The sequence below is a fragment of the Achromobacter sp. NFACC18-2 genome (genome assembly GCF_900108985.1).
GTDB lineage: Bacteria > Pseudomonadota > Gammaproteobacteria > Burkholderiales > Burkholderiaceae_B > Achromobacter.
Map to the genome: position 1 here is coordinate 69,709 of NZ_FNYM01000015.1, position 12,837 is coordinate 82,545.

Consider the following 12,837-nt stretch of genomic DNA (forward strand, 5'->3'; position numbering starts at 1 on the left):
AAACAACGAGGCCCCCGGAAAGGGGGCCTTGCAGGAGCGGCGCGCACCAAGGACGGAATCAGCCTTCGGCCGTCTCCGCCAGCACGCGGCGGGCTTCCTCGGCCACGCGCTCGGGGGCGGTGCCGCCCACGTGCTTGCGCGCGGCGACCGAGCCTTCCAGGGTCAGCACCTGGTGGACGTCTTCGCCGATGCTGGCGTGGTAGGCGGTCAGTTCGGCGGTGGACAGGTCGGCCAGGTCGCAGCCGCGCTGTTCGCAGTCGCGCACGGCGTGGGCCACGACTTCGTGGGCGTCGCGGAAGGGCACGCCGCGCTTGACCAGGTAGTCGGCCAGGTCGGTGGCGGTGGCAAAGCCCTGCAAGGCGGCGGCGCGCATGTTGTCGGCCTTGACCTTGATGCCGCCGGCCATGTCCGCGAAGATCGTGAGCGTGTCGCGCAGCGTGTCGGCCGTGTCGAACAGGCCTTCCTTGTCTTCCTGGTTGTCCTTGTTGTAGGCCAGCGGCTGGCCTTTCATCAGGGTCAGCAGGGCGACGAGGTTGCCGTTGACCCGGCCGGTCTTGCCGCGGGCCAGTTCGGGCACGTCGGGGTTCTTCTTTTGCGGCATGATCGAGCTGCCGGTGCAGAAGCGGTCGGCCAGGTCGATGAAGCCCACGCGCGGGCTCATCCAGAGCACCAGCTCTTCGGACAGGCGCGAGACGTGCGTCATGATCAGCGCGCCGGCGGCGCAGAATTCGATGGCGAAGTCGCGGTCGGACACGGCGTCCAGCGAGTTGCGGCACACGCCTTCAAAACCCAGGGTCTTGGCGACGCGCTCGCGGTCGATGGGGAACGACGTGCCGGCCAGGGCGGCGGCGCCCAGCGGCAGGCGGTTCACGCGGCGGCGGCAGTCGGCCAGGCGCTCGGCGTCGCGGCCGAACATTTCGGCGTAGGCCAGCAGGTGGTGGCCGAAAGTGACGGGTTGGGCCACCTGCAGGTGCGTGAAGCCGGGCATGATGGTGGCGGCGTTTTCCAGCGCCACCGTGGCCAGCGCGTGGCGCAGTTGGCGCAAGAGCACCTGCAGGGTGTCGATCTCGTCGCGCAGCCACAGGCGGATGTCGGTGGCGACCTGGTCGTTGCGCGAACGGCCGGTGTGCAGGCGCTTGCCCGCGTCGCCCACCAGTTCCACGAGACGCTTTTCGATGTTCAGGTGGACGTCTTCGAGGTCGAGCAGCCACTGGAAGCTGCCGGCGTCGATTTCAGACAGGATCTGGGTCATGCCGCGCTGGATGTCGGCCAGGTCCTGGGCGCCGATGATGCCCTGGGCGGCCAGCATGTCCGCGTGCGCGAGCGAGCCCTGGATGTCGTGGCGCGCCAGGCGCTTGTCGAAATCCACGGACGCCGTGTAGCGTTTGACGAGTTCGGAAACCGGCTCGGAGAACCGGGCGGACCAGGCCTGCGCCTTGTTGGCGAACTGGTTTTGATCGGGGGAGGGAGTCTTTGCCATGATGGGCGGGATTATAGGGCCTCGCGGCGCACCGGGCGCAGGCGGCCCCGGTTTCCCGGGGCCGGAACCCGCAGCCGGGGCGAGTTGGCGGATAATCCCCGCTTGGTTTCAATGATCTGAGAAGCGAGTACGGATCCATGCCCCTGGAATGGGAAGAGCTAGTCACCCAATTTGATGCCCACCTGCCGCGCGAGATCTGGGCGCAGACGCTGATCGGCATCGGCGCGCTCATCCTGGCCGCGCTGTTCGTGCAGTGGGTCGTGGCCCGGGTCGTGCTGCTGCTGGCGCACCGGCTGCTGGTCGTCAGCGGGCACGGGGACTGGGACAAGGCGCTGCAGCGCCGCCGCGCGTACCAGAACCTCTGGTACGCGGTGCCGTTCGCGGTGGTGTCGATGGGCATCGGCCTGGTGCCCCACGCGGAAAGCGTGGTCACCATCGTGGGCCGCCTGGCGCACGCGGGCGCCTGGATCTGCGTGTTCGTGGCGGTTTCGGGGGTGCTGAGCGCCTGGCAGGACACCTATTCGGCCACCACCCGCGCGCAGACCCGCTCCATCAAGGGCTACATCCAGATCGGCAAGCTGGTCCTGGCGGCGGTCTGCACCGTCCTGGTGCTGTCCATCCTGATCGACCGCTCGCCGCTGTGGATGATCTCCGGCCTGGGCGCGCTGTCGGCGGTGTTGCTGCTGGTGTTCAAGGACACGCTGCTGTCGCTGGTGGCCAGCACCCAGCTCACCAGCAACGACATGCTGCGCATCGGCGACTGGATCGAGATGCCGCAGTGCAACGCCGACGGCTTCGTCAAGGACATCGCGTTGCACACCGTGAAGGTGCAGAACTGGGACAACACCGTGACCACGGTGCCGACCTACAAGCTGTTCTCGGAAAGCTACCGCAACTACCGCCACATGTTCGAATCGGGCGGCCGGCGCATCAAGCGCACCATCCGCATCGACGCCGCCAGCGTGCGCTTCCTGACCGACGACGAGGCGCAGCGCCTGATGAAGTTCCGGCTGCTGCACGATTACCTGCAGACCAAGACGCAGGACATCGTGCAGGCCAACCAGACCTTGGGCGAGCTGGCCAGCGTGCCGGCCAACCGGCGCCGCCTGACCAACATCGGCACCCTGCGCGCCTACGCGCTGGCCTTTCTGAAGCAGAACCCGGAGATCCGCCAGGATATGGCGATGATGGTGCGCATGATGGAGCCCACCTCCGAGGGCATTCCGGTCGAGGTCTATTGCTTTACCGCCGTGACCGCGTGGGTCGAGTACGAACGCATCCAGGGCGACGTCTTCGACCACCTGCTCGCGATCCTGCCGGAGCTGGGCCTGCGCCTGTACCAGCAGCCGTCGGGGGCGGACATCGGCGCGATGGGCAGCTACCTGCGCGACAGCGCCATCCAGGCCGCGCTGACGGCCGAGCGCGACAGGCAAGGCCATGACGTGGACGGCGACCCGGCGCTGCCGTTCGAGCGGGGCCTGACCGACAGCAAGATGCCGCGCTAGGCGGGCAGGCAAGGCCGCGGCCCGGAGCCCGTGAGATAATCCGGCGGTTGATTCCAGGGCCTCTTAACACCAGGCAAACACCCCGCGAACCCCCAGGCGAAAACCCGATGTCGAACCCGTTCTTCAACCTGTATTCCCACGGCTTCGCCCGGGTCGCGGTCGGCGTGCCCGAGTGCCGGGTCGCCGATCCCGCGTTCAACGCCGCGCAGACCATCGCGCTGGCGCAGCAGGCCGCCCAGGGCGGCGCGGTGCTGGCGGCCTTCCCCGAGCTGGGCCTGTCGGCCTACACCTGCGACGACCTCTTTCACCAGAAGGCCCTGCTGGACGCCTGCGAGGCCGCGCTGGCCCGCGTGGTCGAGGCCACGGCCGAACTGGACATCGCCCTCATCGTGGGAGCGCCGCTGCGCGTGTCCCACCAGTTGTTCAACTGCGCCGTGGTCGCGGCGGGCGGGCGCATCCTGGGCGTGGTGCCCAAGACCTACCTGCCCAATTACGGCGAGTTCTACGAAGCCCGCCAGTTCAGCGCCGCCGATTGCGCCATCGATGCCGAGATCACCCTGCTGGGCCAGACCGTGCCCTTCGGCGCGGAGCTGCTGTTCCAGATGGAAAAGCTGCCGCTGTTCCAGTTCCACGTCGAAATCTGCGAAGACGTCTGGGTGCCCATTCCCCCGTCGTCCTATGCCGCGCTGGCGGGGGCCACGGTGCTGGTCAACCTGTCCGCCTCCAATATCGTCGTGGGCAAGGCCGAATACCGCCACCAGCTCGTCTCGCAGCAGTCGGCGCGCTGCCTGTCGGCCTACATGTACACGTCGGCCGGTCGGGGCGAATCGTCGACCGACCTGGCCTGGGACGGCCAGGCCCTCATCTACGAAAACGGCGAGCTGCTGGCCGAATCCGAACGCTTCCTGAGTCACTCCCATCTGCTGTTCTCGGATGTGGACCTGGAACGCCTGTCGCGCGAGCGCATGCGCCAGAGCACCTTCGGCCAGTCCGTGCGCCGTCACCAGGACGAGGTGCGCCGGTTCCGCCGCGTGGCGGTGCCGGTGAATCCCCCGCTGGAAGACGCCGAGCTGCCGCTTGAGCGGCGCGTGGCGCGCTTTCCGTATGTGCCGGCCGACCCGCAGCGCCGCGACGCGCGCTGCAAAGAGGTCTACAACATCCAGGTGCAGGCGCTGGCGCAGCGCCTGTCGGCCAGCGGCATGAAGAAGGTGGTCATCGGCATCTCGGGCGGGCTCGATTCCACGCATGCGCTGCTGGTCTGCGCCAAGGCCATGGACGCCCTGGACCTGCCGCGTTCCAACATCCTGGCGGTCACGATGCCGGGCTTTGCCACCAGCACCCGCACCCTGCAGCAGGCGCGCCGCCTGATGGCGGTGGTGGGCTGCACCGCGTCCGAAATCGACATCCGGCCGAGCTGCCTGCAGATGCTCAAGGACCTGGGCCATCCGTATGCGGACGGCGAGCCGGTCTACGACATCACTTTTGAAAACGTGCAGGCCGGCGAGCGCACCAATCACCTGTTCCGCCTGGCCAATTTCAGCAACGCCATCGTCATCGGCACCGGCGACCTCAGCGAGCTTGCACTGGGTTGGTGCACGTACGGCGTGGGCGATCACATGTCGCACTACAGCGTCAACGCGAGCGTGCCCAAGACGCTGATCACGCATCTGGTGCGCTGGGTGGCCGAATCCGGCCGCCTGGGCGACGACGGCGCGCAGGTGCTGCTGGACGTGCTGGGCACGGACGTCAGCCCGGAACTCGTGCCCGGTGGGGCGGACGACAAGCCCGAGCAGAAGAGCGAAGCCTCCATCGGCCCGTACGAACTGCAGGACTTCAACCTGTACTACACGCTGCGCTATGGCTTTGCGCCGAGCAAGGTCGCCTTCCTGTCCTGGACGGCCTGGCGCGACCGCGAGGCCGGCGCCTGGCCCGAGGGCGGCCACGTCGCCCGCAACCAGTACGACCTGGCCGCCATCAAGCGCAACCTGAAGATCTTCCTGGACAAGTTCTTCCGCCTCAGCCAGTTCAAGCGTACCTGCATCCCGAACGCGCCCAAGGTCGGTTCGGGCGGCTCGCTCTCGCCGCGCGGCGACTGGCGCGCGCCCAGCGATTCGGAATCGGTGGTGTGGATGCGCGAGGCCGACGGCATTCCCGACGAGGCGCCCAACACCTGACCGGCGGCGCCGCGCACCAAGTTGGGGCGGCCGCGTGAATGCGCGCCGCAGGCAGGCGCGGCGCGCGTTTCCCCGTAGCCGCGTCCGCCGCTGTGCGGTGTTATTCTCTTATCCATTGCGCCCGGCGCCCGTCCGGCAGGACTGCGGGCGGCGCGGCAGGGCGACGCAACACATTAAAAACCCAGGACGACCAACGTGAAACAAGTCACCGCCATCATCAAACCCTTCAAGCTCGACGAAGTCCGCGAGGCGCTGGCGGAAGTCGGCGTCAGCGGCCTGACGGTCACCGAAGTCAAGGGTTTCGGCCGCCAGAAGGGCCACACCGAACTCTATCGCGGCGCGGAATACGTCGTGGACTTCCTGCCCAAGATCCGCGTCGAAGTGGTCCTGCCCGATGACCAGGTTGAAGCCGCCATCGAGGCCGTCGTCAAGGCCGCCCGCACCGGCAAGATCGGCGACGGCAAGATCTTCGTGACGCCGGTCGAACAGGCCATCCGCATCCGCACCGGCGAGAGCGACGAAGAGGCGCTCTGATCCTCGCTTTCCGCGGGCCGCCGTCCAACGCGGTCCGCGCGCCTACCTGATCAACTGGTTCATCTCCAGGATCGGCATCATCACGGCCAGCACGATCAGCAGGACGAATCCCCCCATCAGCAATATCAGCGCCGGCTCCAAGAGGGCCGTCATGGCCATCGCGCGCCGCTCCAGGTCGCGCGAGAGGTTCTGCGCGCCCCGGTCCAGCAGCTCGGGCAGGCGCCCGGTCTTTTCGCCGCTGGCGATCAGGTGCACCAGCAGCGACGGAAAGACCTTTTGCGCGCCCAGCGACGCCGATAGCGCCGCGCCTTCGCGCACGCGGGCCGCGGCCTCGTCCACCGCCAGGCGCAGCACGTCGTTGCCGAGCGTGCGGCGCGCCGCCTCCAGGGCGGTCAGCAGCGCCACGCCGCTGCCGCACAGAATCGCCAGCGTGGACGCAAAGCGCGCGGCGTTCACGCCCAGCACAAAGCGTCCGGCCAGCGGCAGCCGCAGCACGCGCGCATGCCAGGCGCGGCGGGCGGCCGGCGCGCGCAGCGTGTAGCGCCACAGCGCAATCGCCGCCACCACGCCTGCGCCCGTCACCGCGCCCCATTCGCGCACATAGTCCGACAGCCCCAGCATGATCTGCGTCAGCATTGGCAGTTCCTGCTTGGCCTGGCTGAACGCCGACACTACCTGCGGCACGACATAGCCCAGCAGGAAGATGACGATGATGACCGAGACGCTCGCCACCACCGCCGGATAGATGAACGCGGTCATGACCTTGCTGCGCAAGGTGTTGCGTTCCTCGATGTAGTCCGCCAGCTTTTCCATCACCTGCGCCAGGTCGCCCGATTCCTCGCCCGCGCCGATCAGCGCGCGATAGATCTCGGGAAAGTCGCGCGGCCGCGAGGCCAGCGCGGCGGACAGCCGATGGCCGGCGCGCACGTCGTCGCGCACGCCGCCCAGCGTGGCCGCGATGTGTTTTTTCTCGGCCTGTTCCAACGTGGCGCTGAGCGCGGCATCCAGCGGCAGGCGCGCGGCGAGCAGGCTGGCAAGCTGGCGCGTCAGCCACGCGAGATCGGCATCCGACAGGCGCGTGCGCAGTGCAGCGCCCATGCCTTCGGCACGCGCCGCCAGGGAGGTCGACAGCGGCAGCAGGCCCCGTCCACGCAACTGGTTTCTGGCGCCGCGCTCGGAGTCGGCGTCGATCGTGCCGCGCACGATTTTCCCGAGCGCGTCGGTGGCTTCATAACGGAAGGAAGGCATGACTGTAATAAAGCGGAAGCACCTGCCGAAATCGCCAGGAGCCCCGAATTTAAAGGGTTTCCAGGGCGTTACCTTGCCTTGGAAATATGACCGGGATGTTGCAGTCACACCCCGTATACTCCGACGCGCTTTCACGTTTTTTCATACGACTTCACGTCTCGGGCACCTATCTCGTCATGCGTCACATCGCGCGTTTCAGTCTTGCATTCCTGCTTGCCGCAACCCAACTCGGACCGGCCGCCAGCACGGCCCACGCACAACAGGCGGACAACCGCGTCAGCCTGAATTTCGTCGACACGGACATTCCCGCCGTGCTGCGTGCGCTGTCCCTGTTCACGCAGCGCAACTTCCTGGTGGATCCTCGCGTCAAGGGCAAGCTCACGCTCGTCTCGGACCGTCCCGTCGATAGCGCGCAGGCGCTGTCCATGTTGACGGGCGCGCTGCGGCTGCAGGGCTTTGCGATCGTCGACGTGGACGGCGTGACGCGCGTGGTGCCCGAAGCCGACGCCAAACTGCAAGGCAGCGCGGTGGTGGGCGGGGCCAGGCCCGCATCCGGCGCGACGGCCGCGAGCTGGGCGCCCGTGCCGGTGTCGGCCTTCGCCAAAAATGGCGGCGGCAACAGCGGCGAGATGCTGACGCGCGTGTTCCCGCTCAAGTACGAAAACGCCGCGAATCTCGTGCCGGTGCTGCGCCCCATGGTGCCGCCCAACAATCCAATCAACGCCTATCCCGGCAACAACACGCTGGTCGTCACGGACTATGCGGACAACCTGGAGCGCATCGCGGCCGTCATCGCGCGCATCGACGTGCCCAGTTCGATGGACACGGACGTGGTGCCGGTGCAGTCCGGCATCGCGACCGACATCGCCATCCTGGCCTCGCAGTTGCTCGACACGCAGAGCAGCGATCCGACCCAGCGCATCGCAGTCGTCGCCGACCCGCGCAGCAACAGCGTGCTGGTGCGGTCGGGCAGCCCCGCGCGCACGCGCCTGGCCCGCGACCTGATCCAGAAGCTGGACGCCCAGCAGAACCGCGCCGGCAATCTGCACGTGGTCTACATGCGCAACGCGCAGGCCACGCGCATCGCCGAGGTGCTGGGCGGGCTGCTGACGGGCCAGGCCAATTCCGCGCCCGGCGCGGCGCCGGGCGCAAGCAGCAGCGGCACGACGCAAGGCGGCGCGCGCACGCAGAACACCGCCAACAGCACCAGCAACAAGGCCGGGCTGGGCATGTCCAGTTCGTCGGGGTCGTCGAGCGGCGGCCTGTCCGGCGAGCAGGAGCGCATCGCGCGCGAAGACAATTCCTCGCAGGCGGTGTCGTACTCCGCGGGCGGCGCCACCATCCAGGCCGACCCGTCGACCAATTCGCTCATCATCTCCGCGCCCGAGCCGCTGTACCGCAGCCTGCGCGAAGTGATCGACCAGCTCGACCAGCGCCGCGCGCAGGTGCTGGTCGAAAGCCTGATCGTGGAGGTCAGCGAAGAAAAGGCCGCCGAGTTCGGCATCCAGTGGATGACGGGCGCGGGCAGCCTCAACGGCAATGGCAGCAGCTTTGTCGGCGGCACCAACCTGGGCGGCAGCGGCATTACCGGCAACGGACCGACCTCGATCGACGCGCTGGGCGGCGGCCTGAGCCTGGGCGTGGTCAAGGGCACGGTGGACGTGCTGGGCAACGAGGTCATCAACCTGGGCGTGCTGGCGCGCGCCATGCAGAACACCGGCGAAGCCAACATCCTGTCCACGCCCAACCTGCTGACCCTGGACAACCAATCGGCCAGCATCCTGGTCGGCAAGACCGTGCCGTTCGTGACCGGGCAGTACGTGACCTCGGGCAGCAACGGCAGCTCCAACCCGTTCCAGACCATCGAACGCGAGGACGTCGGCCTGAAGCTGAACATCCGCCCGCAGATTTCCGAGGGCGGGGCGGTCAAGCTCGACATCTACCAGGAAGTCAGCAGCATCGACGAAAGCCGCTCGAACTCCACCACCGGCATCGTCACCAACAAGCGCGCCATCGACACCAGCGTGCTGATCGACGACGGCCAGATCATCGTGCTGGGCGGCCTGCTGGAAGACAACGTGACGCTCACCTCCAATAGCGTGCCGGGCCTGGGCTCGCTGCCGGTAATTGGCTCGCTGTTCCGCTACGACACCCGCAAGCGCACCAAGACCAACCTGATGGTGTTCCTGCGCCCCTACGTCGTGCGCGACGCGAATCGCAGCGCCAGCGTCACCATGGACCGCTACGATTACATGCGCCGCGCGCAGGGCGTGGTGCAGCCGGGCGAGCATTGGGCGTTGCCGGACATGCAGGCGCCCATGCTGCCGCTGCCGGGATCGGCCCCGTCGGTGTCCAACAACGCCTATGACCTGCGGCCCGAACAGCAGGCGGCCACGCTGCGCCGCCCGGCCCCCGCGACGGTGGAGACCTTTGCCGTGCGCCAGTATCCCGGCATGGCGCCCGCGCCCGCGCAGCAGCCCATCCGCGCGCCGCATCCCGTGATGATGACGGTGGCGGTGGACCCCGAGAAACTGCGATGAGCGCCCACCCGTTGCCCTATGCCTGGGCCCGCGCGCAGCGCGCGGTGCTGTCGCTGCGCGGCGGGCAGGCACAGTTGACGGTCAGCCCGCGCACGCCCGACTGGGCCGTGCGCGAGATCCGCCGCTGCCACGGCGACATCGCGCTCGCGCAGGTCGACGACGAGCAACTCGAAACGCTGCTGACCGCGGCCTACAGCCATTCGGAGGATGCAGCGTCGGTGATGGGTGTGGCCGAAAACGAAATCGACCTGGACCGGCTGCTGCAGGACATGCCCGAGGTGGCGGACCTGCTGGAAGCCCAGGACGACGCGCCCGTGATCCGCATGATCAATGCGCTCTTCGCCCAGGCCGCGCGCGACGGCGCCAGCGACATCCACATCGAACCCTTCGAAACCCATTCCGTGGTGCGCTACCGCGTGGACGGCACGCTGCGCGACGTGGTGTCCCCGCGCAAGGCGCTGCATGCGGCGCTGATCTCGCGCATCAAGATCATGGCGCACCTGGATATCGCCGAAAAGCGGCTGCCGCAGGACGGCCGCATCGCGCTGCGCGTGGGCGGTCGACCCATCGACGTGCGCGTGTCCACCTTGCCGACCGGTCACGGCGAGCGCGCCGTGCTGCGCCTGCTGGACAAGGAGGCCGGCCGCCTGCAGCTTGAAAAGCTGGGCATGAGCCCCGGCGTGCTGGAACGGCTGGATCGCCTGATCCGCCAGCCGCACGGCATCGTGCTGGTGACCGGGCCCACCGGCAGCGGCAAGACCACCACGCTGTACGCGGCGCTGAGCCGCCTGGATGCCTCCACCAGCAACATCCTCACCGTGGAAGACCCCATCGAATACGACCTGCCCGGCATCAGCCAGACGCAGGTCAACGCCAAGATCGACATGAGCTTCGCCCTGGCCCTGCGCGCCATCCTGCGCCAGGACCCGGACGTGATCATGATCGGCGAAATCCGCGACCTGGAAACCGCGCAGATCGCGGTGCAGGCGTCGCTGACCGGCCACCTGGTGCTCGCCACGCTGCACACCAACGATTCGGTGTCCGCGGTCACGCGCCTGACGGACATGGGCGTCGAACCCTTCCTGCTGGCCTCGTCCTTGCTGGGCGTGCTGGCGCAGCGCCTGGTGCGCAAGCTGTGCCCGGCCTGCAAGGCGCCGTCGATGCTGGACGGCGTGCAGGTGTTCCATCCCGTGGGCTGCGAGGCATGCAACCACACCGGGTACAGCGGCCGCTCGGGCATCCATGAGTTGTTCACGGTGGACGACGAGGCGCGCCGGCTGATCCACGAAGGGCGTGATGAGCGCGAACTGCGCCGGGCAGCGGCTGCGTCGGGCATGCGGAGCATGCGCGAGGATGGGCAGCGCTGGGTGGATGGCGGGCAGACCTCGCCGGAGGAAATCCTGAGGGTGACGCGGGACGCGTAGGGCGCATGGCGTCAGCGGGGCGGCCGACGTCGGCGCTCAAGGCGCCGGTCTCCGTCACGCTCATCATGCCCGCGACACCGCAGTTTCGAAATCATGAACAATTGCAATTTGTATGGCCTGCCCCTTGTTCTACAGGGGCAGCACAGGCCGTTAGAATATTCGGAACCACCGTTTGCGGGCCGACAACGGCTCTAAAGTGCACGGGGACATAGGTCCGAAAAATGGCTCGACATACGCACCATCCACGGGCTGCTGAGGCCCACCAGCCTGCACCGGCTCATCTGGCGGAAATGCTTGACAGCCTTAGCGACGGATTCATGTCGCTAGACAAGTCTTGGCGCTTCACGTATCTCAACAATACCGCCGAGCGGTATTTGCAGCAGGCGCGGAAAAACCTCCTCGGACGCGAAATCTGGCAGTGTTACCCGGACTTGGTGAACTCCGGCTACTACCAAATCTACCGGCACACAGCGGCGACAGGGCGTCCCGGCTGCCACACAGGCTATTACGCCCCGCTTCGAACTTGGTTTGAAGCCCGCTCATTTCGCCACGATGAAGGCATTACGGTACTTTTTCGCGACGTCACGCGCGAACACGAGCACGCCGCCCAGTTAGCGTTTGAAGCGAGTCACGATTATCTGACGGGGTTGGCGAATCGACGCAGTTGCATGGAAGCGCTGTCTCGTGCAGTAGCAGACGCTGCCTTGCCAAGCGGGCCGGATGGCGTCTCTGTCGCGGTGCTGTTTATCGACTTGGACCATCTCAAGGAAGTCAATGACGCGTTCGGCCATGTTGCCGGTGACGAACTGCTGCGTAGTTTCTCGGTAAGGCTGAAGGCAAGTCTCGGGCCTGCCTTTTTTGCAGCCCGCGTCGGCGGCGACGAGTTTGTTCTGCTGTTGCGCAACACCACAAAAAGCGCGGTGGAAGCGTGCGCATCTGCGGTGCTCAACGCGCTTGCGATGCCGTTTGAAATTTGCGGCCGAGCGATCTCTCTGTCCGCCAGCATTGGCATTGCGCTAATGGGAGAAGACCCCGAAACCGCCGAGACACTGCTGAGTCAGGCCGATACGGCCATGTACGCAGCCAAGTCTGCTGGCGGGCTTCAAGTACGTACGTATGACGTGATCCTGGACAGGGGCGTGCGCAACCGTGTCGCGTTGCGCTCCGACCTCCGTGCGGCGTTTGCGCAGAACCAGTTCGAGCTCCATTTCCAGCCCCAGATATCACTCGCGGATGCCTCCCTGATCGGTGCTGAGGCGCTTCTTCGCTGGCGTCATCCCGACCGGGGCCTGCTGACACCTGACGCATTCCTGGCTCTGCTGCTTGAGTCGCCCTATGAAGGCGCGCTGGTCGAATGGCTGCTCAATGCGGTTTGCCTGCAGATCGCCTCATGGCAACGGATGGGCGTCGCCGTACCGCGTATCAGCCTGAACCTATCGGCTCGGCAACTTCTCGATATGGGGCTCGTGGATCGGATTCACTCTGCCGTCAGTAAACACGACATCTCCGCCGCGATGCTCGATGTGGAAATCACGGAAGACTGCCTGGTAAGCGATATAGATAGGGCGACGTCAGTCCTCGCCACCCTGAAACGCGCCGGGCTATCCACGTCGCTCGACGACTTCGGTGCGGGATACTCAAGTTTGAGCTATTTAGTCCGACTGCCTATCGACACGCTCAAGATCGACAGGTCCTTTGTCCGCGGGCTGGCGGCGTCGGAGAAGGCCTCGGCGGTAATTCGAGGCGTCGTTGGTCTTGCTCGTTCGCTGGGCATGAAAACGATCGCCGAAGGTGTCGAGCACCAACATCAGGCCGACGAGTTAAAGGACGCCGGCTGCGACTCCATTCAGGGTTATCTGGTTAGCCGCCCGTTGAGCGCAGAGGCTTTCGAGGAGTTTGTGCGACAAGCGTGACGGCAGAGAACGGTAGTGA

8 protein-coding genes are annotated in these 12,837 nt (G+C 66.8%); 6 read left to right on the forward strand and 2 right to left on the reverse strand.

Going from position 1 to position 12,837, the window contains the following annotated elements; translation table 11 throughout:
• Positions 1–58: 58 nt before the first annotated feature.
• A complete protein-coding gene (gene argH / locus BMW75_RS21530) occupies positions 59–1,480 on the reverse strand; it encodes an argininosuccinate lyase (RefSeq protein ID WP_092581791.1) in 1,422 nt (473 codons plus the stop codon).
• A gap of 137 nt (positions 1,481–1,617) precedes the next feature.
• On the opposite strand from argH, the gene BMW75_RS21535 reads away from it, so the two are divergent.
• The 3 genes from BMW75_RS21535 (at position 1,618) to BMW75_RS21545 (ending at position 5,693) form a co-directional block, all read left to right on the forward strand.
• Positions 1,618–2,985, forward strand: a complete 1,368-nt coding sequence (locus BMW75_RS21535; RefSeq protein WP_092581792.1) for a mechanosensitive ion channel family protein — start codon at positions 1,618–1,620, stop codon at positions 2,983–2,985.
• Between the two features lie 107 nt (positions 2,986–3,092).
• Entirely contained in the window at positions 3,093–5,159 is a 2,067-nt protein-coding gene (locus BMW75_RS21540; RefSeq protein ID WP_076521424.1) for an NAD(+) synthase, read from the forward strand.
• A 195-nt stretch (positions 5,160–5,354) separates the two neighbouring features.
• Positions 5,355–5,693, forward strand: a complete 339-nt coding sequence (locus BMW75_RS21545; RefSeq protein WP_006386376.1) for a P-II family nitrogen regulator — start codon at positions 5,355–5,357, stop codon at positions 5,691–5,693.
• Positions 5,694–5,735: 42 nt separating this feature from the next.
• Here the strand turns inward: BMW75_RS21545 and gspF are convergent, their stop codons facing one another.
• Positions 5,736–6,941 (reverse strand): type II secretion system inner membrane protein GspF, encoded by a 1,206-nt coding sequence (gene gspF / locus BMW75_RS21550; protein ID WP_092581793.1) that lies wholly within the window; start codon positions 6,939–6,941, stop codon positions 5,736–5,738.
• A gap of 176 nt (positions 6,942–7,117) precedes the next feature.
• Between gspF and gspD the strand changes: the two genes are divergently transcribed.
• The 3 genes from gspD (at position 7,118) to BMW75_RS21565 (ending at position 12,818) form a co-directional block, all read left to right on the forward strand.
• Positions 7,118–9,481, forward strand: a complete 2,364-nt coding sequence (gene gspD / locus BMW75_RS21555; protein ID WP_092581794.1) for a type II secretion system secretin GspD — start codon at positions 7,118–7,120, stop codon at positions 9,479–9,481.
• Positions 9,478–10,905: a type II secretion system ATPase GspE gene (gspE, locus tag BMW75_RS21560; RefSeq protein ID WP_092581795.1), complete on the forward strand. Its 1,428-nt coding sequence runs from the start codon at positions 9,478–9,480 to the stop codon at positions 10,903–10,905. The genes gspD and gspE overlap by 4 nt, the downstream gene beginning before the upstream one ends.
• 290 nt (positions 10,906–11,195) lie before the next feature.
• On the forward strand, positions 11,196–12,818 hold the full coding sequence (locus BMW75_RS21565) for a sensor domain-containing protein (RefSeq protein ID WP_092581796.1): 1,623 nt from the start codon (positions 11,196–11,198) through the stop codon (positions 12,816–12,818).
• Positions 12,819–12,837 lie beyond the last annotated feature (19 nt).

Bases quoted from the DNA above. Each gene is read 5' to 3' on its own strand.
- argH (WP_092581791.1), bottom strand. From the start codon at position 1,480: ATGGCAAAGACTCCCTCCCCCGATCAAAACCAGTTCGCCAACAAGGCG.
- BMW75_RS21535 (WP_092581792.1), top strand. From the start codon at position 1,618: ATGCCCCTGGAATGGGAAGAGCTAGTCACCCAATTTGATGCCCACCTG.
- BMW75_RS21540 (WP_076521424.1), top strand. From the start codon at position 3,093: ATGTCGAACCCGTTCTTCAACCTGTATTCCCACGGCTTCGCCCGGGTC.
- gspF (WP_092581793.1), bottom strand. From the start codon at position 6,941: ATGCCTTCCTTCCGTTATGAAGCCACCGACGCGCTCGGGAAAATCGTG.
- gspD (WP_092581794.1), top strand. From the start codon at position 7,118: ATGCGTCACATCGCGCGTTTCAGTCTTGCATTCCTGCTTGCCGCAACC.
- gspE (WP_092581795.1), top strand. From the start codon at position 9,478: ATGAGCGCCCACCCGTTGCCCTATGCCTGGGCCCGCGCGCAGCGCGCG.
- BMW75_RS21565 (WP_092581796.1), top strand. From the start codon at position 11,196: ATGCTTGACAGCCTTAGCGACGGATTCATGTCGCTAGACAAGTCTTGG.